Genomic DNA, 20,875 nt, shown 5'->3' on the forward strand with positions numbered 1-20,875 from the left:
GCAGTCGGAACAGCATGCCGAGGATCGTGGTACCTCAAGTTTACTTGAGGTCAAGTGCCGCCCCGGCGCCGTACGGTGAGGGCATGACGACTCCTCCCCCGCACGTCGAGATCGACGGCACCCCGGCGGCCGATCCGGAGCTCCTCGCCGCCCTCCTGACCGGCTTCGGCCACTTCACGGCGATGCAGGTACGGGACGGGCGGGCGAAGGGCCTCGCCCTCCACCTCGACCGCCTCGACCGCTCCACCCGCGAGCTGTTCGGCCGGGAGCTGGACGGCAAGCGGGTGCGCGAGCTCATCACGGGGGCCCTCGCGAACGCCGGGCGGCGGGACGCCTCGGTCCGGGTGTACGTGTACCCGGGCGTCCGCACCGTGGTGACCGTCGCCGCCCCGGCCCCCGACGGCCCCGGCGCGCCGCAGCGCCTGACGGCCGTCGACTACTGGCGGCCCGCGCCGCACATCAAGCACCTGGGCGGATTCGGCCAGGCCTACCACGGCGAGGCGGCCCGCCGGGCCGGCTTCGACGACGCCCTGCTGACCTCCCCGTACGGCGAGATCGCCGAGGGCGCCGTCACCAACATCGCCTTCTGGGACGGAACTTCGGTGGTCTGGCCTTCGGCGCCCTGCCTCGCCGGCATCACCATGGCCCTTCTGGAGCCGCGCCTGGAGTCGGTCCGGCGTCCGGTCACGCTGGCCGATCTCCGGGGCTACCGGGCCGCGTTCGTGACCAACTCCCGGACGATCGCGCCCGTGACGGCGATCGACGAGGTGACGTTCGCGGTGGACGAGGAGCTGATGGGGCGGGTGTTCGCGGCGTACGGGGCGGTGGAGGGCGACGAGATCCGGCCATAGGGGCCCCTGGCGGGCCGCTACGGCCCGTTCCGGCCATCTTCCCGGTGGCGGCACATTCGGGGGGTAACAGCGTTACCTCACAGATACGTTGTCACCCATGAGCTCGCTCTACCAGGAAGCCCAGCGCAACGGCCAGAACGCCGTGCGCACCACGATCCTCGACCGCGCCATCGCCCTGCTCGTGGCCGAGGGACCCGCCGCGCTCACCATGCGGCGGATCGCCACCGACATCGGCGCCTCGACCAAGGTCCTCTACACGATGTTCGGCGGGAAGGAGGGACTGCTCGACGCCCTGTACCGGGAGGGCTTCGCCCGGCTGCGGCGCGCCCAGGAGCGCGTCCCCCGCGGCGACGACCCGCTCGCCCACCTCACGGCACTCGGCGCGGCCTACCGGAACCACGCGCTGGCCGAACCGGCCTACTACCGGGTGATGTTCGAGCAGCCCGTGCCCGGTTTCCGGCCGGGCCCGGAGGCGCTCGCCGTCGCCGGCACCGCCTTCGAGGCCTCCACCGCGGCCGTCGCCGCCTGCATGGCCGCCGGGGCCCTCCGGCCGGGCGACCCCCGGGAACTCGCCAAGATCCTCTGGGCCGCGTCGCACGGCGCCGTGAGCCTGGAGATCGCCGGGCACTTCGCCCCGGAGGAGGCGGGGCCGCGCTACGACGCCCTGATGGCGGCGGTGGGCCGCGCGTACGGCGCACCGGCCGAACTCCCGCAGGAGGCCTCCCGATGACGACCACCCGCCGCAACCGCTACCTGTCCGGCCGCTTCGCCCCCGTCACCGAGGAGGTCACCGCCCACGACCTGCCCGTCACCGGGCGGATCCCCGCCCACCTCGACGGCCGGTACGTACGGAACGGCCCCAACCCGCTCGGCGTCGAGGACCCGGCCGCGCACCTCTGGACGCTCGGCGCGGGCATGGTCCACGGCGTACGGATCCGCGACGGGCGCGCCGAGTGGTACCGCAACCGCTGGGTGCGCTCCGGCTCCGTCGCCGACCGGCTCGGCGAGCCGCGCCGCGGCACCCCGGTCGACGAGCGCCTCGACATCTCCCCGAACGTGCAGGTCGCGGGGTTCGCCGGCCGGACCTTCGCGCTCATCGAGGGCGGCATCCGCCCGTACGAACTCGACTACGAGCTGAACACCCTGGGCCCCTGCGACCTGGGGGCGACCCCGGAGGGGTACAGCGCCAACGCCCACTCCCTCTTCGACCCGCACACCGGCGAACTGCACTCGCTGGCCTTCCGGTACGGCTCCGACGACGTCCAGCACATCGTCATGGACGCCGGCGGCACCGTGCGGCGGGTGAGGACGATCCGGGTGCCCGGCAACCCGTACATGCACGACTTCGCGCTGACCGAGCACCATGTGCTGCTCTTCGACTCGCCCGTGGTGTTCAGCCCCGCCCACCTGGCGACGGGCGTGCCGTTCGCCTGGGACCCGGAGCGCGGGGCGCGGGTGGGCGTCCTGCCGCGCGAGGGCGGCGGGGCGGTGCGCTGGTTCGGCCTCGCGCCCGGCCTGGTGGGGCACACCCTCAACGCGTACGAGACGGGCGACGGCCGGATCGTCGTCGACGTGGTCCGGCACGGCGAGGGCTTCGACATCCGTGACGTCGGCGCGAGCCGGCCGACCCTGGACCGCTGGACACTCGACCTCGCCCGGGGGACGGCGCGGGAGGACCGGCTCGACGACCGGGTGCAGGAGTTCCCGCGCGTGGACTCGCGCCGGACGGGCCGCCCCCACCGGTACGGGTACACGGCTGCCGTCGAGCTGTACGCCGCCCCGGCGGGCCCGGACGACGACCGCCCCGAGGAGGGCTTCGGCAACGCCCTGCTCAAGCACGACCTGGAGCGGGGGACGACCGAGGCGCACGAGTTCGGGCGGGACGGGACCGTCGGGGAGGGCGTGTTCGTGCCCGCCGAGTCGGCCGTGGCCGAGGACGACGGCTATGTGATGGCGTACGTCTTCGCCCCGGAGCGGGCCGCGACCGATCTGGTGATCCTGTCGGCCCGCGACTTCACCGGCGAGCCCCTCGCCCGCGTCCACCTGCCCGTACGGGTCCCCCTGGGCCTGCACGGCAACTGGGTCCCGGGGGCGGAGCCGTCGGTCTGAGGCCCGGACCGCGGCGGCGGTCACCCGTTCGGCACGGGCCGTCAGCTGACGACCAGTAAACCGCTCTGACCTGCGAAAACGTCCGGAATCCAGTCGACACACCGTATCGGACGGCGCAATCCTGATGCCCCATCAGCAGGCGGGGCGGGCGGCGCGGCTCTTATCTCGGTCTTAGAAGGTCCGGCTCCGGGACGTCCCTCCCGGGAGGACCAGCCGGTATGACCGCTCGCGCGCCCCGGAGGACCCCATGCGCACCACTGCCCGCCTGTTCACCGGTACCGCACTGGCGGTCGTCGCGATCGGCGCGTTCGGCGCCCCCTCCGCCCACGCGAGCGGCGACGGCAACGAGTGGAACAGCGAGAGCCACGAGTCGAGCGGGAGCCGCGGATCCCTGGAGATCTTCCCGTCGTCCGTGTCCCCGGGCGAGACCGTCACCGTGAACACGGAAGCCTGCGGCAAGCACGGGCACGGCGTCGGGGACGCGAACTCGCTCGGCGCGGGCGAGTTCCAGCTGAGCCCGAGCACGCACAAGGAGGTCGTGGTCGGACAGTTCAGGGTGCCGGAGCACGCGAAGGCCGGTTCCTACTGGATCAGCGTGGCCTGCGACAACGGCAAGACGGCCCGGGGCGACCTGACCGTCAAGCACCGGAGTCCGAGCGGTCACGTCCAGACCGGTGTCGGGGGCAGCGTCGGCCCCGACACCGCCCAGATCACGGCGGGCGCGGCGGTGCTGGCCGCGTCTGCCGTCGGCGGTGTCTGGCTCATGCGGCGCCGGGCGAGCGGCGCGCGGAGCCACTGAGACCACCGCCTGTCCTGCCCCCGCCGCGCGCCCGAACACGGCCCGGCGGGGGCAGGGCCACATCCGTGGAACGACCGGGGCGACCGAGGGAGACCGGGTGAGCAACAGGAGCAAGGGCTGGGGCATAGCCGCGGCCGCCTGCGTCGGACTCTGGCTCGTCCAGAACGGCTCGGAGAACGTCACCCCGCCCGTGCCGTCGGCCGCGCAGGCCTTCGCCGCCGGGCCGAGCGTGCACACCGACGCCGCCGCCGACCCGCTGCCGCCCTCGGTGCCGGTCCGGCTGCGGATCCCCGAGACGGACGTGGACGCCCCCGTGATGCGGCTCGGCCTCGCGGCGAACGGGGCGCTCGACGTGCCGCCGGCCGCCGACCGGAACATGGCCGGCTGGTACGGGGACGGCACCACGCCCGGCGCGAAGGGCACCGCGATCGTCGCGGGCCACGTCGACAACGCCGACGGGCCGGCCGTCTTCTACACCCTGGGCGCCCTGAAGAAGGGCCACCGGATCGAGGTGGACCGGGCGGACGGACGGACCGCCGTCTTCACGGTCGACGCGATCGAGGTGTACGACAACAAGGACTTCCCGGACCGCAAGGTGTACGCGGAGGCCGGCCGGGCCGAGATCCGGGTGATCACCTGCGGGGGCGGCTTCTCGAAGAAGAACGGCTACCAGGGCAACGTGGTCGCCTTCGGCCACCTCATCGGGGTGAGGTAGCGCGTCAGGCCCACTGGTCGAAGGCCAGCTTCGCGACCAGCGACAGCACCACGACGAGCAGCACCCCGCGGACGAACTCGGCGCCCCTGCTCAGCGCCATCCGGGCCCCGACCGTCCCGCCGACCAGGTTGAAGACGGCCATGACGGCCGCGAGCTGCCAGTACACGGTGCCCTGGTACGCGAACATGGCGAGCGCGCCCGCGTTGGTGCAGACGTTGACGATCTTCGCGGTGGCGGAGGCGGTCACCAGATCCAGGTGGAGCACGGCGGTCAGGGCGAGGACCAGGAAGGTCCCCGTACCGGGCCCGAACAGGCCGTCGTAGAAGCCGATGCCACCGCCGACGAGCACGATCGCGGTCACGATCCGCGCCCGGGTCAGCGGCGCCCGGTCCTCCCCCTCGGCCTTCGCGCCGAAGGAGGGCCGCAGCATCACGAAGGCCGCGACCGCGAGCAGCACCACCATGATCACCGGACGCAGCACCTCACTGCTGATCCCGGCCGCGAAGAAGGCACCCGCCATGGACCCGGCGAGCGCCGCGAACCCGATGCGCACCGCCGTCCACACCCGCACGGGCGCCTTGCGGACGTAGGTGATCGCGGCCCCGGTGGTGCCCACGATGGAGACGGCCTTGTTCGTACCGAGGATGTGCGCGGCCGGCACGTGCGGCAGCCCGAGCAGCAGCGCGGGCAGCTGGAGCAGCCCGCCACCGCCCACCACGGCGTCGATCCAGCCCGCCACGAGCGCGGCGAGGCAGAGCAGGACAAGGGTGGTCAGCGAGATGTCGGGCATGGCCGTGAGCCTAGGGACGCGATCGTTGCCCCGTCCATCAATCTCCTGATGATTGAGCCAGTTCTGAGCTTGCGGCCCCCGGTTCCCGGTCGGGGGCGGGCGGGGCCGCCGGGGTGACGACGGCCGTGAGCAGGGCCCCGGCGAGCGCCCCGGTGCCGAGGAGCGCCGCGGCGAGCCGTTTCCGGGCGGACTCCACGCTGCTGCGGGGCGCGCTGTGTCTAGGCATGGTCGAAGTCCTCGCTGTGGATGCGGGAGGCCGGGACCCCGGCCCTGAGCAGGGAGGCGGTCGCGGCGCGGGACATCGCGGGCGGTCCGCACAGATAGACGTCGTGGGTGGCGAGATCGGGCACGAGGTGGCGCAGCGCGCGGGGCGCCAGCGGGTCGAAGGCGCCGTCCGAGGGGCCGAGCAGGAAGTGCAGGGCGGCCTGCCGCTCCCGGGCGATGGTCTCCAGCTCGGCGCGCAGGACGAGCCCGGTCTCGTCCGAGGCCCGGTAGAGGAGCGTCACGTCGCCGGGCGCCCCGGGCAGGGTCTCGAAGAGGGCGCGCAGCGGGGTGATGCCGACCCCGCCGGCGAGCAGCAGGACCTTGCGGCGGGTGCGGAGGTGGGCGGTGAACGCGCCGAAGGGGCCGGCGGCGAGGACCCGGGTGCCGGGGCGGAGCCTGCGGATGCGGCGGGTGTGGTCGCCGAGCGCCTTCACGGTGATCCGCAGGGTGTCGTCCCGGACGGGCGCGGAGAGCGAGAACGGCAGGGCGGTCGCCCAGAGCCCGCGCCGCAGGAAGCGCCAGCGGAAGAACTGGCCGGGCTCGGCGCGCAGGTGGGCCACTCCCCTGCCCCGGACGAGGACGGAGACGACCCCGGGGCCCTCGTCGCGGACCTCGGCGACCCGCAGGTCGTGGCGGAGGGCGGCCCGGACGGGGACGACGAGCCGGTACCAGACGAGGAGGACGGCGACGGTGCCGTGGGCCATCGACCAGAGCCAGCGGGTGAGGAGCCCGCCCGCGAGGTCGGGGCCGGCGAGCTGGTGGACGAAGCCGAGCGCGGCGGCGAGGAGGGCGCCGAGGTGGACCGCCCGCCAGGTCTCGTGGCGGACCCGGCGGCGGACGGCCCGGGCGGAGGTGACGCCGACGGCGACGAAGAGGCCGGTGCCGGCGGTGGCGGCGGCGATCGCCCCGTAGGCGAGGAGGTCGCCGGTGGCGGTGACGAGGTCGGTACGGGTGTGCACCGCGTAGCCGCAGAGGGCGAGGAGGGCGTGGGCGCCGATCAGACCGAGGACGTACCGGCCGCCGAGGGCGTGCCAGCGGGCGAGCCGGTCGGCGCCGACGCCGTGCTCGACGGCCGGGACGCGGGCCATGAGCAGCAGCAGGACGAGGACGCCGTACCCGGCGAGGAGGCCGGTGAGGTGGGCGCCGGTCGCGAAGAACGCGTCGAGGCGGGCGGAGGGCCGGGCCTGGACGCCCCACAGGAGCGCGACGGCCCCGGCGCCGGCGGCGATCCCGTTCCGCAGCCGCTCGGGGGCGAACCGCAGGACGGGCGCGGGCGGGAGCTCGGCCGGGGGTCGCTCGGACAGCTCGACGGGCAGAGGGGAGTAGAGGGGGTGGCTGGCCTCGGTGGTCACGTCCGGCACCCTAGGGCGGCCCGTATACGGAAACGGCCTCCTTAAGGCGGCCTTGAGCCGAGACTGACCGCGCGTTAATCCGGAGGGCCTCACAGCGCGCCCCGCCCCGGACGGAGATCAGCGTTCCGTACGGGAAACAGCCGGGATGCCGACGGGTAACACCCGCCCCGCACCCTTCCGGTATGAGTACACGGATCGTGGTGGTCGGGGGCGGAACGGCGGGCGCCCGGCTCGCCCAGCGCCTGCCTGTCACCCTCCTCGGCGAGGAGACCCACGCCCCGTACAACAGGGTGCTCCTCGCCGACGTCCTCGCCGGACGGTACGCCCCCGAGGTCATCGCCCTGCCCGGGGCCCGGGAGCCGGTGCGGCTCGGGACGCGGGCGGTACGGATCGACCGGGCGGCCCGGACCGTGGAGTGCGCGGACGGCTCGCGCGTCGGCTACGACCGGCTGGTCCTGGCCACCGGCTCCAACCCGGTCCTCCCGCCGCTGCGCGGGCTGCGCGGAGCGGCCCTCCCGTCCGGCGTCCATCCCTTCCGCACCCTCGACGACTGCCTGTCGCTGCGCGCCCTCGTACGGCCCGGGGTGCGGGCCGTGGTCGTCGGCGGCGGGCTCCTCGGGGTCTCCGCCGCGCGGGCTCTCGCCGAGCGGGGCGCGGACGTGGTCCTCACCCAGCAGGGCGAGCGCCTGATGGAACGGCAGCTCGACGAGCGGGCCTCGGCGCTGCTCCGGGAGCACGTCGAGGCCCTCGGGGTCGAGGTGCACACCGAGTGCCGGGTGAGCGGTCTGCGGCAGCGGGACGGGGCGGTCACGGCGGTCGAACTCGCCGACGGCTTCGTCCTCGACGCGCGGGTCGTGGTCCTGGCGTGCGGGGTCCGTCCCCGGGTGGCCCTGGCGCGGGAGGCGGGGCTGTCCGTCGCGACGGGGATCGTGGTCGACGACGAGCTGCGGACGTCGGACCCCCTGATCCACGCGATCGGCGACTGCGCGGAGCACGCGGGCCGCGTGTACGGCCTGGCGGGCCCGGCCCTGGACCAGGCGGACGTCCTGTCGGACCGGCTGCTCGCGGAGACCTCCGCCCACCTCCGTGCGGGCGATCGTTCCGCCGGGGCGGAACGCATGCCCACGGCAGGAGGGCGACCGCCCACCGCGCGGTACACCGGTACCCGCGCCCTCACCCGGCTCACCCTCACCGGCCCCAGCCCACTGGACCTCGCCGCCTTCGGGCAGGTGACGGCCGGGCCCGGCGACGACGTCGTCGAGCTCAGTGACTCCACGCGCAGCGCCTACCGCAAGGTCGTCGTCCGCGGTGACCGGCTCGTCGGGGGCGTCCTCCTCGGCGACCTGGCCGCGGTCGGCGCGCTCGCCCGGGCCTGGGAGGGCGACGAGGCCCTGCCCGACGAGGCCCCCCTGATCCACCTGCTCACCCACGACGGAGGCCCCTCATGACCACCCCCACCATCGTCCTGGTCGGCCACGGAATGGTCGGCCAGCGGTTCCTGGAGGCGCTCGCCGACCGTGGCGTCACCGAGCGGGCCAGGATCGTGGTCCTCTGCGAGGAGCCGCGTCCGGCCTACGACCGTGTACAGCTGACCTCGTACTTCTCCGGGAAGACGCCCGACGACCTGTCGATGGTCGAGGACGGTTTCCTCACGAAGCACGGCATCGAGCTGTACGTGGGCGACCCGGCCGAGACGGTCGACCGGGAGGCGCGGACGGTCACGGCCCGCTCGGGGCGGGTCTTCGCGTACGACTCGCTCGTGCTCGCGACCGGCTCGTACCCCTTCGTGCCGCCCGTGCCCGGCAAGGACGCCCGCGGCTGTTTCGTCTACCGCACGATCGAGGACCTGCTGGCGATCGAGGAGTACGCGAAGACGGCGACGACCGGCGCGGTCGTCGGCGGCGGGCTCCTCGGCCTGGAGGCGGCGGGCGCGCTCAAGGGCCTCGGGCTCGACACGCACGTCGTGGAGTTCGCGCCGCGGCTGATGCCGGTGCAGGTCGACGAGGGCGGCGGCACGGCCCTGCTCCGTACGATCGAGCGGATGGGCCTGGCGGTCCACACCGGGACGGGCACGCAGGAGGTCGTGACGGCGGACGGCGCCGTGACGGGCATGCGGCTGTCGGACGGTTCCGAACTGGCCACGGACATGGTCGTGTTCTCGGCGGGTGTACGCCCCCGGGACCAGCTGGCCCGCGACTGCGGCCTGGACGTGGGTGAGCGCGGCGGCATCGCCGTGGACGAGCTGTGCCGGACCTCCGACCCGGCGGTCTTCGCGATCGGCGAGTGCGCGCTGGCGGTGGACGGCCGGGTGTACGGCCTGGTGGCGCCGGGCTACGAGATGGCGCAGACGGCGGCGGCGGTGATCGCCGGGGAGGAGGCCGGGGACGGCTTCACGGGCGCCGACATGTCGACGAAGCTGAAGCTCCTCGGGGTGGACGTGGCCTCGTTCGGCGACGCGCACGGGACGGCCGAGGGCTGCCTCGACGTCGTGTACTCCGACTCCCGCTCGGGCGTCTACAAGAAGCTGGTCGTCTCCGGTGACGGGGTGCTGCTCGGCGGTGTCCTGGTCGGTGACGCCGAGCAGTACGGGCTGCTGCGCCCGCTCACCGGTTCCGTGCCGCCGGTCTCGCCCGAGCAGCTGGTGCTCCCGGCGGGCGCGGGCGCCCCGGTGGCGCTCGGCCCGTCCGCGCTGCCGGACGACGCGGTGATCTGCTCCTGCCACAACGTCACGAAGCACGCGATCGGTCAGTGCACGAGCCTGCCCGAGGTGAAGAAGTGCACCAAAGCCGGTACGGGTTGCGGCAGTTGCGTGAAGGTGATCGAGAAGCTGCTGCCGGCCGCGACCGACAAGGGGCTCTGCGGCTGCTTCTCGTACACCCGGAGCGAGCTGTACGAGATCGCCCGCACCCTGCGGCTGACCTCCTTCGCCGCCCTGCTCGACTCGCACGGGCGGGAGGAGGCGCGGGGCGGTGAGGGCTGCGAGGTCTGCAAGCCGACGGTCGGCTCGATCCTGGCGAGCCTCAACAACGGCTACATCCTGGACGGCGAGCAGGCGTCCCTCCAGGACACCAACGACCACTTCCTCGCCAACATGCAGCGCAACGGCTCCTATTCGGTGGTGCCGCGCATCCCCGGCGGCGAGATCACCCCGGACAAGCTGATCGTGATCGGCGAGGTGGCCCGGGACTTCGGGCTCTACACGAAGATCACCGGCGGTCAGCGGATCGACCTCTTCGGCGCCCGGGTGGACCAGCTGCCGTCGATCTGGACGCGGCTCGTCGACGCGGGCTTCGAGTCGGGGCACGCGTACGGCAAGGCGCTGCGCACGGTGAAGTCCTGTGTCGGGCAGACCTGGTGCCGCTACGGCGTCCAGGACTCGGTGCGGATGGCGATCGGCCTCGAACTGCGCTACCGGGGCCTGCGCGCCCCGCACAAGCTGAAGTCGGCGGTCTCGGGCTGCGCCCGCGAGTGCGCGGAGGCGCAGTCGAAGGACTTCGGGATCATCGCGACGGCGAACGGCTGGAACCTGTACGTCGGCGGGAACGGCGGCGCGACCCCGCGCCACGCGGACCTCCTCGCGCAGGACCTGTCGGACGCGGAACTGGTGCGGCTGATCGACCGGTTCCTGATGTTCTACATCCGGACGGCGGACCGTCTGGAGCGGACGTCGACCTGGCTGGAGCGCCTGGAGGGCGGGCTCGACCACCTCAGGGACGTGGTGGTGCACGACTCACTGGGCCTCTGCGACGAGCTGGAGGCGCTGATGGCCGCGCACGTGGCCGGCTACCGGGACGAGTGGGCCGAGACCCTGGACGACCCGGAGCGGCTGCGGCGCTTCGTCTCCTTCGTGAACGCGCCGGGGGCGCCGGACCCGTCGGTGCGGTTCGTGCCGGAGCGCGACCAGATCAAGCCCGACCTCACGATCCTCACGATCGGCAACCTGGAAGGAGCCACCTCCCGATGACGACGCTCGAACTCTCCCTGTCCCCCGACGCCTGGATGGCGGTCTGCGAGGAGGCCCGGCTGACGCCCGGCCGGGGTGTGGCGGCGCTGCTGCCGGACGGCCGGCAGGCGGCGGTCTTCCGGGACCGGTCGGGCCGGACGTACGCGATCGACAACCGCGATCCCTTCACGGGGGCGCAGGTGCTGTCCCGGGGGCTCGTCGGCTCGGCGGACGGGCGGCCGTTCGTGGCGTCGCCGCTCCTGAAGCAGCGTTTCGATCTGGAGACGGGCCGGTGCCTGGACGACGAGGAGGTCGCGGTGGCGGTGTATCCGGTCCGGTCCGGGCCGGCGTCAACGGAGAAGTAACTTGACCGCTCGTTCCAGATAGCCGTACGGTCTTCTCGTGGCCAGGACCAAGGAATTCGATCCGGAGGCCGCGCTCCAGGCAGCGCTCGAACTGTTCTGGGCGCGCGGCTACGAGGCGACGACGATGTCGGACCTCGTGGAGCACCTCGGCATCGGCCGCGCCAGCATCTACGCGACCTTCGGGAACAAGCACGAGCTGTACCTGAAGGCGATGGACCGCTACCTGGAGACCCGCGAGCCGGGGATGGTGGAGGAGCTGTCCGCGCCGGGCCCGGCCCTGCCGGCCGTGCGGGCGCTCGTCCGCCGCTTCGCCGCCGAGGCGGCGGCGGACGGGGAGCGCCTGAACGGCTGTTTCGTCACCAACTCGGCGGCGGAGCTGGGACCGCACGACACCGTGGTCGCGCGCCGGGTCGAGCTGAGCTGGGAGCAGATCGAGACGCTCCTGCACGGCGCGCTCGCCCGGGCCCGCGCCGGGGGCGAGCTCCCGGCCGACCGCGACCCGAAGGCGCTCGCGCGGATGCTGCTCGTCCTGCTCCAGGGCATCCGGGTGGTCGGGAAGGCGTCGAGCGACCCGGGCAGGGTCCTGGACGCGGCGGAGCAGGCGCTGGGACTGCTGGACTGAGGAACGGGCGCCCACGGGGGGCGCCCTTTCTTCGGCGCGCATTATGGAATGAACGGTCAAGTTCAGAACGGATTCAGGGGGCTGGGATGGCGACGACAGGACTGCGGGAGCGGCCCGGGGCAACGGGCCGCCCCCGGCCCGCCCGCCACGGCTTCCTCCTGCTCGGAGCCGTCCAGATGACGCTCATCTTCACGCTCGCCTCCCTCGCCGTGCCGCTCCCCCGCATCGGCGCCGAGTTCCGGCTCGACCGCGCCGAACTGATCCTGCTGAGCGCCGCCTACGGGCTGACGTTCGCCGGACTGCTGCTCCTCGGCGGCCGGCTCGCGGACCGTTCCGCCGGACGCCGGGCCCTCACCGCCGGACTCCTCGTCTTCGGCGCCGCCTCCGCCCTCGCGCCGCTCGCCCCCGGTTACGGGACGCTGCTCGCCGCCCGGTTCGGGCAGGGCGTCGGCGCGGCGCTCGTCGCCCCGGCCGCGATGGCGGTACTGCGGGCGCTGCACCCCGAACCCGCCGCGTACGGCAGGGCGATGGCCACCTGGGGCGGGCTCTCCGTGCTCGGCGCGACCGCGGGGAACCTGCTCTCCGGGGTCGTCGTGGCGGCCACCTCCTGGCGCGCCACCTTCGCGGTCCCGCTGGCCGTGACGGCGACGGCCCTGCTCCTGGCGCCGAGGCTGCTGCCGGCGACCGAGCCGTCCGCCGGCCACACCGCGCCCGGGGCCCGCCGCGCCCTCGACCTGCCCGGCGCGCTGCTCGCCACCGCCGGGATCACGCTCGCCAGTTACGGGCTCGTCCTCACCGACGCCCACCCCTGGGGCTCCGCCCCGGTCCTCGTGCCGCTCCTCGCCGGCCTCGTCCTGCTCGCCGCCTTCGGGGCCGTCGAGCGGCGGACCCCCGACCCGCTCCTGCCGCCGGACTTCCTGCGCGACGGCCGCCGCGTCCTGGGCCTCGCGGCGATCGGGCTCACGGCGGCCGGCACGGCCACGGTGTTCGTCCTGCTGTCCCTCGCACTCCAGCAGCGCCGCGGCTGGTCCGCGCTGCTCACCTCCGGCGCGTTCGTGCCCTTCGCGGTCGCCCTGCTCGGCTCGGGCCGGCTCGCGGGCCCGCTGATCGGACGGTACGGCCCCGGGCGGGTGACCGCCGCCGGGCTCGGTACGGCCGCCGCCGGGCTCGCGCTGCTCGCCGCGACCGGTTTCGACACCTCCGCCCCGTACGCGTACGGACTGCTGCCCGGCCTGGTCCTGCTGCCCGCCGGCGGCGCCCTGTCCTTCGCGGGTGCCGCCGTCCTCGCCACCGACGGGGTCCCGGCGCACCGCGCGGGCCTCGCGGGAGGCGTCCTGAACACGGCGATGGAGCTCGGGCCGACCGTGCTCTTCGCCGCCCTGCTCACCCTCGGCGGCGACGCGGTGTCGCTGGCGGCCGCGGCCGTCCTGTTCACCGTCCTCGCCGCCGCCATGATCCGTACCCACTGAGAAGACACAGGGGAGTCACTCATGTCCGCACGCTTCACCGACCGCACCGTCCTCGTCACCGGCGCCGGTTCCGGTCTGGGCCGGGCCATCGCGCTCGCCTTCGCCGCCGAGGGCGCGAAGGTCGTCGTCGCCGGCCGTACGGCGGAGTCCCTGTACGGGACGGTCGCCCTGATCGAGGCCGCCGGGGGCACCGCCGCCGCGGTCACCGCCGACGTGGCGAGCGCCGGGTCCACCCGGGAGCTGGTGCGGCGCACGGTCGGGCTGTTCGGCGGCCTGGACGTGGCCGTGAACAACGCCGGGGTCTTCCGGGGCGGCGGCCACAGCGCCGCGGACCTCCCCCTGGAGGACTGGCAGACGCTGCTCGACATCAACGTCACGGGCGTGCTGCACGCGCTCCAGGCCGAGGTCGCCCACATGCGGGCGAACGGCGGCGGGGCCATCGTGAACATCGCGTCCAACCTGGGCCCGCACGTCCGGATCCCCGGGCTCTTCGGCTACCAGGTCTCGAAGGCCGCGGTCTCCGCGATCACCCGGGCCGCGGCCCTGGACCACATCGGGGACGGGGTCCGGATCAACGCGGTCAGCCCCGGCGCCGCGGAGTCCACGATGTCGCTCCGGCCCGGCGAGAGCGAGGCCGAGCGGGAGGTCCGGATGAAGGAGCAGTCGCCCCTCGGCCGCATCTCGTCGGCGGCCGAGGTGGCGGCGGCGGTGCTGTACCTCGCGTCGGACGACGCGGGCTCCGCCGTCGGCACGGACCTGGTGATCGACGGCGGCGTCTCGGCCTGAGTACGGCTCCGGGCGCTCAGCCCTGGACGGCCGCCGGGTCCATCCAGAAGACCTCCCAGTGGTGGCCGTCCAGGTCGGCGAAGGAGCGGCCGTACATGAAGCCCATCTCCAGCGGCTCCTTCGCCGGGGAGCCGCCGGCCGCGAGGGCGGCGTCGGCGAGCCGGTCGCACTCCTCCCGGCTCTCGGCGCTCAGCGTGACCAGGACCTCGGAGGACCTGGTCGCGTCGGAGATCTCCTTGCCCGGCGCCATGAACGACTTGAACTTGGGCTCTTCGAGGAGCATCGCGAAGATCGTGTCGCTGAAGACCACACAGGCGGTGGTCTCGTCGCTGAACTGCGGGTTCGAGGAGTAGCCGAGCTTCTCGAAGAAGGCCTTGCTGGCGTCGACGTCCTTGACGGGCAGGTTCACGAAGATCATCTGCGGGGCCATGGCGCTCTCTTCTCTCTCGTGCGGTGCTGTCGAGAGGTAAGACGGGCCTGCCCCTCGGAACTCATCGCTCTCCCGAGGATTCTTTTCGCTCAGACGACCGAGCGCAGCTCCAGGGCCGCCAGCGGGACGAAACCGCCGCCGGTGCCCTCCGTCGACCCGTCGCCCAGCCGCTTCAGCATGGCGACGGCGATCCGCTCGCCCTGCGCCTTGGCGCGCTCGGCCCGGGGCCCGCTGTGGAGCCCGTCGACGCTCGCGTGCCAGAGCTGCACCCAGCGGCCGAAGTGGGCGGCGGTGAGCGGCCGGGCGGTGTGGAGGGCGGCGTGCGGGGCGAAGGCGTCACGGCCGTAGCCGGCGGTACGGAGGAGGGCGCGCTCCCAGAAGCCGGCGATGCGCGGCAGGTGGGCCTCCAGGTCGGTCCCGGCGATCTGCGTGAAGAAGGGCCCGATCAGCGGGTCGGCGAAGGCGGCACCGTAGAACCGCCGCAGCAGCACGTCGAGGTCGTGACGATCACGGATGTCGGGGGTCTCGCGCATGCTCCCCAGTGTCCCCCGCCCCGGGTCCGGCGCCCAGTGCCGAAGGTCCCCGCCCGCCGGCCGTCCGGCGGTGGAGCGCCCCGCACCGACAGCGAGCGCCCGTCTGCCCTTCACCGCTCGTTGACGCCCGGTCAATTCCGTACCTCTAGGTTCCGGAAGCGCGCGACCCCGTCGCCCGACCGGTGCGGCGGGGCGGTTCCCACCCTCTCAGGAGTGAGACGTGGAGCGACGCAGTTTCCTGCGTGGAGCGGTCATCGGCACCTCGGCCGCCGCCTTCGGCGGCAGCCTGTGGCAGAGCGCGGCCTTCGCCGCCCCCGCCCAGCCCGGCGCAGGCCCCTACGGGGCGCTCGCCGCGGCGGACGCGAACGGCATCCAGCTGCCGGCCGGGTTCACCAGCCGGGTGATCGCCCGGTCCGGCCAGACCGTGACCGGCACCTCGTACGCCTGGCACAGCGCCCCGGACGGCGGCGCCTGCTTCGCCGACGGCACCGGATGGATCTACGTCTCGAACTCGGAGATCAACCCGAGCGGCGGCGCGAGCGCGGTGCGCTTCGACGCGGCGGGCGTGATCACCGGCGCGTACCGCATCCTCTCCGGCACCCGCCAGAACTGCGCGGGCGGCAAGACCCCGTGGAACACCTGGCTGTCCTGCGAGGAGGTGTCCCTCGGCTACGTCTACGAGACGAATCCGTGGGGCGGCACCGCCACCCGGCGGGACGCGATGGGCCGGTTCAAGCACGAGGCGGCGGCCGCCGACCCGGTCCGCCAGGTGGTCTACCTGACCGAGGACGAGACGGACGGCTGCTTCTACCGCTTCGTCCCCACCACCTGGGGCGACCTCTCCTCCGGCACCCTCCAGGTCTTCAAGGCCGGCACCGCCGCCTCCGGCGCCTTCACCTGGCAGAACGTGCCGGACCCGGACGGCTCCCCGGCCACCACCCGCAGCCAGGTCTCCGGCGCCAAGCGCTTCAACGGCGGCGAGGGCTGCCACTACGCGGACGACACCGTCTGGTTCACCACCAAGGGCGACAACCGCGTCTGGCAGGTGAACCTCGCGGCCGGCACGTACCAGCTGGCCTACGACGACTCGCTGGTGACGGGCGGCGGCGCCCCGCTGACCGGCGTCGACAACATCACCGGCAGCTCCTCCGGCGACCTGTTCGTCGCCGAGGACGGCGGGAACATGGAGATCTGCGTGATCACGCCGGACGACGTCGTCGCGCCGTTCCTGCGGATCACCGGCCAGTCCGGCTCCGAGATCACCGGACCGGCCTTCTCCCCCGACGGCACGCGGCTGTACTTCTCCAGCCAGCGCGGCACGAGCGGCAGCTCCTCGGGCGGCATCACGTACGAGGTGAAGGGCCCGTTCCGCGCGTAGCCGCCGGCTCCGCGCGTGGCTACGAGGTGACCGGCCCGTTCCGGGCGTAGCTCCGCGTGTAGCAGCGCAGGTCCACCTGGCGCTGGGCGCCGCCGAGCAGGGCGGCGCCCAGCGGCGTCAGGGTGTGCAGGACCGCGTTGCCGTGGCGGAGGGTCGCGATGAGCCCGGCCTCGCGCAGCACGCCCGCGTGCTGGCTGGCCGAGGCGAGGGACACCCCGGCCCTGCGGGCCAGCTCGCTGGTCGTCCCGCCGTCCCCGATGGCGTGCAGGACGGCCGAGCGGGTCTGGCCGACGAGCTTGGCCAGCGAGGAGCCGCCCGGCGCGCGGACGGTCGGCGTCTCGCCGTGCGTGACGGGGTAGACGAGGACCGGCGGCAGCGCGGGGTCGCGCAGCACCACCGGGGTCCCCCGGCAGAAGAACGAGGGCTGGAGCAGCAGCCCCCGCCCGTCGAGGTGGACGTCCCGGTCGACCGGGTAGTCGGCCTCCAGGACGGGCGCGCGCCAGCGCAGCATCGGCGGCAGCGAGGCGAGCAGTTCCTCGGCCCCGCCGTCCAGGAGGGCCCGGCCGCGGCGGGCCCGGTCGGCCTCGACGCGGGCCCGGATGTGCGGCCAGTAGGGCTCGACGGCGGCCCGGTGGTAGCTCCGCAGGGCGCCCACGAGCCGGTCGAAGGGCTCCGCGCCGCCGTCCGCGAGGGCGCGCAGCGAGTGGGGCACGGTCCGGCCGCCGGACCGGTCGGCGGCGAGCAGCGAGAGCTCGCCGCGCAGCCGTCCCTGCTCGGTGGCGCGGATGGCCTGGAGGCCCTCGTCGAGCCCGTGGACGCCCTCCGCGGGCGTCAGGAAGTCGGGAAAATATCCGCGGCTGGGGACGAGCGCGGCGAGCAGCCGGGTCTCGCCGCCGAGCCGCATCCGGGCGTCGGCGCGCCATTCCCCGTAGACGACGGGGCCGCGCCGGTCCCTTAAACGGTGAAAGCTCAGAATCGTTTCCCACAGAACGTCCGGCCGGGCGGCCGTCCGCACCCCCGCCAAGTCGTTTCCGGTGAAATGAATCCGCAGCATGAACGTCCCCACCTGTGCACTCGCAACCACCCCCGACGACGAGTATGCACAGCATCACTGCACGTTACCAGGGTGTTTCAGCCACAGTTGAAAGGCATCGCGGCAATCAGGGCGGAACCGAAAAGCTGTACGGGTCGGGCAGGAAACCTTCAGGACCGAGGTGACGTGGTGAAGACCGTGGGGGGCTTTGCCCGTCCGGCGGCGGTCGGCGAGGTTGCGGCTCACCTGCCCGGCATCGGTAAAGGGCGCGGCCTCCGGGTGGGGATCCGGGGGTCGCGCCCGCTCCGTTCTTTGCGGCGATGAATCCAACAAGTTCAATGCCCAATAATTCAATCGGCCGCAATTGAACATTGACTCACATCAGCTCGACAAACAAACGAACAAACAACGGGACGGACACCTCCGCACAAAGGTGTCCGTCCCGTCTCTTTTTGTGAATCCGGGGCCGCCGCCCGTCGGTGAGGGTCAAGAGGTGACCGACGGCGGCCCCGGTGGTGTGAAACCGCTGCTGAACCGGGGTTCAGGAGGGCCCGACCGCCGCTCCTGACCCCCGGTTCAGCAGGCTCGGAGGCCGCTGCTGAACCGGGGTTCAGCAGGCTCAGCGGCTGTCGCTGCCCTTGGCCTCGGCCGCCGCGCGGCCGGCCTCCAGGCGCGCCACCGGGATCCGGAAGGGCGAGCAGGAGACGTAGTCGAGGCCGACCTCGTGGAAGAAGTGCACCGACTCCGGGTCGCCGCCGTGCTCGCCGCAGACACCGAGCTTGATGTCGGGGCGGGTGGCGCGGCCGGCCTCGACGGCGCTGCGCACGAGCGCGCCGACACCGTCCTTGTCGATGGTCTCGAAGGGGCTGACGCCGAAGATGCCCTTCTCCAGGTACGCGGTGAAGAACGAGGCCTCCACGTCGTCGCGGGAGAAGCCCCACACCGTCTGTGTCAGGTCGTTGGTGCCGAAGGAGAAGAACTCCGCGGCCTCGGCGATCTGACCGGCGGTCACGGCGGCGCGCGGCAGCTCGATCATGGTGCCGAGCGCGAGCTTCAGGTCCACGCCGGTCTGCGCCCGGACCTCGGCGATGACCTGCTCGGCCTCCTCGCGGACGATCTCCAGCTCCTGGACGGTGCCGACGAGCGGGATCATGATCTCGGCGCGCGGGTCGCCCTTGGCGTCGATGCGGTGGGCCGCGGCCTCCGCGATCGCCCGGACCTGCATGGTGAACAGGCCGGGGATGACCAGGCCGAGACGGACACCGCGCAGACCCAGCATCGGGTTCTGCTCGTGCAGCCGGTGCACGGCCTGGAGCAGGCGCAGGTCGTTCTCGTGCGGCTCCTTGCGGGACTCGGCGAGGGCGACGCGCACCGACAGCTCGGTGATGTCGGGCAGGAACTCGTGCAGCGGCGGGTCGAGCAGGCGGACCGTGACGGGCAGCCCGTCCATGGCCTCGAAGAGCTCGATGAAGTCCTGCTTCTGCAGCGGGAGCAGCGCCTTCAGCGACTCCTCGCGCTCGGCGTCCGTGTCGGCCAGGATGAGGCGCTCGACGTACTGGCGGCGCTCGCCGAGGAACATGTGCTCGGTGCGGCACAGGCCGATGCCCTGGGCGCCGAAGCGGCGGGCGCGCGAGGCGTCCTCGGCGTTGTCGGCGTTGGCGCGGACCCGGAGGCGGCGGACGCGGTCGGCGTAGGCCATGATCCGGTGCACGGCGCCGACGAGCTCGTCGGCGTCGTCGGCGCCGGCGTGCATGCGGCCCTCGAAGTACTCGACGACCGGGGACGGTACGACGGGTACCTCACCGAGGTAGACCTTGCCGGTGGAGCCGTCGATGGAGACGACGTCGCCCTCCTCGACGACCTGGCCGTCGGCCGTGGTCATCCGGCGGCGCTTGGTGTCGACCTCCAGCTCCTCGGCGCCGCAGACACAGGTCTTGCCCATGCCGCGGGCGACGACGGCGGCGTGCGAGGTCTTGCCGCCGCGGGAGGTGAGGATGCCCTCGGCGGCGATCATGCCGTCCAGGTCGTCCGGGTTGGTCTCGCGGCGGATCAGGATGACCTTCTCGCCGGAGCGGGACCACTTGACGGCCGTGTACGAGTCGAAGACGGCCTTGCCGACGGCGGCGCCCGGGGAGGCGGCGATGCCGCGGCCGATCTGCTCGACCTTGGCGTCCTCGTCGAACTTGGGGAACATCAGCTGGGCGAGCTGGGCGCCGGTGACGCGCTGGAGCGCCTCGGCCTCGTCGATCAGGCCCTGGTCCACGAGCTGCGTGGCGATGCGGAAGGCGGCACCGGCGGTGCGCTTGCCGACCCGGGTCTGAAGCATCCAGAGCTGGCCGCGCTCGATGGTGAACTCGATGTCGCAGAGATCCTTGTAGTGGGTCTCCAGCGTGTTCATGATGTGCATGAGCTGGTCGTACGACTTCTTGTCGATCGACTCGAGGTCGGCCAGCGGCACGGTGTTGCGGATACCGGCGACGACGTCCTCGCCCTGCGCGTTCTGCAGGTAGTCGCCGTAGACGCCGGCGTGGCCGGAGGCGGGGTCGCGGGTGAAGGCGACGCCGGTGCCGGAGTCCGGGCCGAGGTTGCCGAAGACCATCGAGCAGACGTTGACGGCGGTGCCGAGGTCGCCCGGGATGCGCTCCTGGCGGCGGTACAGCTTGGCGCGGTCCGTGTTCCAGGAGTTGAAGACGGCTTCGATGGCGAGGTCCATCTGCTCGCGCGGGTCCTGCGGGAAGTCGCGGCCGGTCGCGGCCTTCACGATCTTCTTGAAGTGCTTGACGACCTTCTTGAGGTCGGCGGCGTCCAGGTCGGTGTCGCTGGCGACCTTCTTCGCGGCCTTGGCCTCGTCGAGGGCGTCCTCGAAGAGCTCGCCCTCGACGCCGAGGACGGTCTTGCCGAACATCTGGATGAGCCGGCGGTACGAGTCCCACGCGAAGCGCTCGTTGTCGGCCTGGCGGGCGAGGCCGGTCACCGACTCGTCGGAGAGGCCGATGTTGAGGACGGTGTCCATCATGCCCGGCATGGAGAACTTGGCGCCCGAGCGGACCGAGACGAGAAGCGGGTCGTCGGCCTGGCCGAGCTTCTTGCCCATCTGCTGCTCGAGGGCGTCGAGGTGCGCGCTGACCTCGTCGCGGAGCTCGACCGGCTCCGAACCGCTCTCGAGGTAGACCTTGCACGCCTCGGTGGTGATCGTGAAGCCCGGAGGCACCGGGAGGCCGAGGTTGGTCATCTCGGCGAGGTTGGCGCCCTTGCCACCGAGCAGGTCCTTCAGGTCCCTGTTGCCCTCGGTGAAGTCGTAGACGAACTTCTGATCATTGTTTTCCGACACGGGTCCCGACTCCTCGATGACTCGGTTGGCTGCCCTGACGGCGAGGAACATACCCAGATCGAAGGCTTCTGGGGAGGTACGCCTACCGGTCACGCGGTCTTAACC

General features: G+C 73.1%; 19 protein-coding genes. 12 read left to right on the forward strand and 7 right to left on the reverse strand.

Annotated elements, in window-relative coordinates; all coding sequences use genetic code 11:
- Positions 1 to 83: 83 nt before the first annotated feature.
- From ACN9MM_RS12890 to ACN9MM_RS12910, 5 genes are all read left to right on the forward strand, one after another.
- The gene (locus tag ACN9MM_RS12890; RefSeq protein ID WP_426363754.1) at positions 84 to 851 is read left to right on the forward strand and encodes an aminotransferase class IV; all 768 of its coding nucleotides are present in this window, start codon (positions 84 to 86) and stop codon (positions 849 to 851) included.
- A gap of 97 nt (positions 852 to 948) precedes the next feature.
- The gene (locus ACN9MM_RS12895; RefSeq protein ID WP_426363755.1) at positions 949 to 1,581 is read left to right on the forward strand and encodes a TetR/AcrR family transcriptional regulator; all 633 of its coding nucleotides are present in this window, start codon (positions 949 to 951) and stop codon (positions 1,579 to 1,581) included.
- Positions 1,578 to 2,960, forward strand: coding sequence for a carotenoid oxygenase family protein (locus ACN9MM_RS12900; RefSeq protein WP_426363756.1), 1,383 nt, complete (start codon positions 1,578 to 1,580; stop codon positions 2,958 to 2,960). Before ACN9MM_RS12895 ends, ACN9MM_RS12900 begins: the two co-directional genes overlap by 4 nt.
- 247 nt (positions 2,961 to 3,207) lie before the next feature.
- Complete coding sequence (locus ACN9MM_RS12905) at positions 3,208 to 3,759, forward strand: hypothetical protein (RefSeq protein ID WP_426363757.1); 552 nt, start codon at positions 3,208 to 3,210, stop codon at positions 3,757 to 3,759.
- Positions 3,760 to 3,856: 97 nt separating this feature from the next.
- Entirely contained in the window at positions 3,857 to 4,474 is a 618-nt protein-coding gene (locus ACN9MM_RS12910) for a class F sortase (RefSeq protein WP_382856283.1), read from the forward strand.
- Positions 4,475 to 4,478: 4 nt separating this feature from the next.
- Here ACN9MM_RS12910 and ACN9MM_RS12915 read toward each other — a convergent pair whose 3' ends face one another.
- Genes ACN9MM_RS12915 through ACN9MM_RS12925 form a run of 3 tightly spaced genes read right to left on the reverse strand, consistent with a single transcriptional unit; the run spans position 4,479 to position 6,889 of the window.
- The gene (locus ACN9MM_RS12915) at positions 4,479 to 5,264 is read right to left on the reverse strand and encodes a sulfite exporter TauE/SafE family protein (protein WP_426363758.1); all 786 of its coding nucleotides are present in this window, start codon (positions 5,262 to 5,264) and stop codon (positions 4,479 to 4,481) included.
- Between the two features lie 37 nt (positions 5,265 to 5,301).
- A complete protein-coding gene (locus ACN9MM_RS12920) occupies positions 5,302 to 5,490 on the reverse strand; it encodes a hypothetical protein (protein WP_426363759.1) in 189 nt (62 codons plus the stop codon).
- Entirely contained in the window at positions 5,483 to 6,889 is a 1,407-nt protein-coding gene (locus ACN9MM_RS12925) for a ferredoxin reductase family protein (RefSeq protein WP_426363760.1), read from the reverse strand. Before ACN9MM_RS12925 ends, ACN9MM_RS12920 begins: the two co-directional genes overlap by 8 nt.
- Positions 6,890 to 7,062: 173 nt before the next feature.
- On the opposite strand from ACN9MM_RS12925, the gene ACN9MM_RS12930 reads away from it, so the two are divergent.
- The 6 genes from ACN9MM_RS12930 (at position 7,063) to ACN9MM_RS12955 (ending at position 14,065) form a co-directional block, all read left to right on the forward strand.
- The gene (locus tag ACN9MM_RS12930) at positions 7,063 to 8,328 is read left to right on the forward strand and encodes an NAD(P)/FAD-dependent oxidoreductase (RefSeq protein ID WP_426363761.1); all 1,266 of its coding nucleotides are present in this window, start codon (positions 7,063 to 7,065) and stop codon (positions 8,326 to 8,328) included.
- The gene (gene nirB / locus ACN9MM_RS12935) at positions 8,325 to 10,844 is read left to right on the forward strand and encodes a nitrite reductase large subunit NirB (protein WP_426363762.1); all 2,520 of its coding nucleotides are present in this window, start codon (positions 8,325 to 8,327) and stop codon (positions 10,842 to 10,844) included. The genes ACN9MM_RS12930 and nirB overlap by 4 nt, the downstream gene beginning before the upstream one ends.
- Positions 10,841 to 11,188 carry a nitrite reductase small subunit NirD gene (nirD, locus tag ACN9MM_RS12940; RefSeq protein ID WP_426363763.1) on the forward strand — a complete coding sequence of 116 codons (348 nt, stop codon included), beginning with the start codon at positions 10,841 to 10,843 and terminating at the stop codon, positions 11,186 to 11,188. The genes nirB and nirD overlap by 4 nt, the downstream gene beginning before the upstream one ends.
- A gap of 37 nt (positions 11,189 to 11,225) precedes the next feature.
- On the forward strand, positions 11,226 to 11,810 hold the full coding sequence (locus tag ACN9MM_RS12945; protein ID WP_382856262.1) for a TetR/AcrR family transcriptional regulator: 585 nt from the start codon (positions 11,226 to 11,228) through the stop codon (positions 11,808 to 11,810).
- Positions 11,811 to 11,896: 86 nt separating this feature from the next.
- On the forward strand, positions 11,897 to 13,279 hold the full coding sequence (locus ACN9MM_RS12950; protein ID WP_426363764.1) for an MFS transporter: 1,383 nt from the start codon (positions 11,897 to 11,899) through the stop codon (positions 13,277 to 13,279).
- 21 nt (positions 13,280 to 13,300) lie between these two features.
- On the forward strand, positions 13,301 to 14,065 hold the full coding sequence (locus ACN9MM_RS12955; protein WP_426363765.1) for an SDR family NAD(P)-dependent oxidoreductase: 765 nt from the start codon (positions 13,301 to 13,303) through the stop codon (positions 14,063 to 14,065).
- A gap of 16 nt (positions 14,066 to 14,081) precedes the next feature.
- Here ACN9MM_RS12955 and ACN9MM_RS12960 read toward each other — a convergent pair whose 3' ends face one another.
- Positions 14,082 to 14,495, reverse strand: coding sequence for a VOC family protein (locus ACN9MM_RS12960; protein ID WP_426363766.1), 414 nt, complete (start codon positions 14,493 to 14,495; stop codon positions 14,082 to 14,084).
- An 89-nt stretch (positions 14,496 to 14,584) separates the two neighbouring features.
- Positions 14,585 to 15,028 carry a group III truncated hemoglobin gene (locus ACN9MM_RS12965; protein ID WP_426363767.1) on the reverse strand — a complete coding sequence of 148 codons (444 nt, stop codon included), beginning with the start codon at positions 15,026 to 15,028 and terminating at the stop codon, positions 14,585 to 14,587.
- A 220-nt stretch (positions 15,029 to 15,248) separates the two neighbouring features.
- Between ACN9MM_RS12965 and ACN9MM_RS12970 the strand changes: the two genes are divergently transcribed.
- Entirely contained in the window at positions 15,249 to 16,406 is a 1,158-nt protein-coding gene (locus tag ACN9MM_RS12970; RefSeq protein WP_426363768.1) for a PhoX family protein, read from the forward strand.
- A gap of 19 nt (positions 16,407 to 16,425) precedes the next feature.
- Here the strand turns inward: ACN9MM_RS12970 and ACN9MM_RS12975 are convergent, their stop codons facing one another.
- Together ACN9MM_RS12975 and ppdK are read right to left on the reverse strand one after the other, a co-directional pair.
- Positions 16,426 to 17,460, reverse strand: coding sequence for a helix-turn-helix domain-containing protein (locus tag ACN9MM_RS12975; protein WP_426363769.1), 1,035 nt, complete (start codon positions 17,458 to 17,460; stop codon positions 16,426 to 16,428).
- 598 nt (positions 17,461 to 18,058) lie between these two features.
- The gene (gene ppdK, locus ACN9MM_RS12980) at positions 18,059 to 20,770 is read right to left on the reverse strand and encodes a pyruvate, phosphate dikinase (RefSeq protein WP_426363770.1); all 2,712 of its coding nucleotides are present in this window, start codon (positions 20,768 to 20,770) and stop codon (positions 18,059 to 18,061) included.
- Positions 20,771 to 20,875 lie beyond the last annotated feature (105 nt).

Source organism: Streptomyces sp. E-08 (assembly GCF_049913095.1).
Classification (GTDB): Bacteria; Actinomycetota; Actinomycetes; order Streptomycetales; family Streptomycetaceae; genus Streptomyces.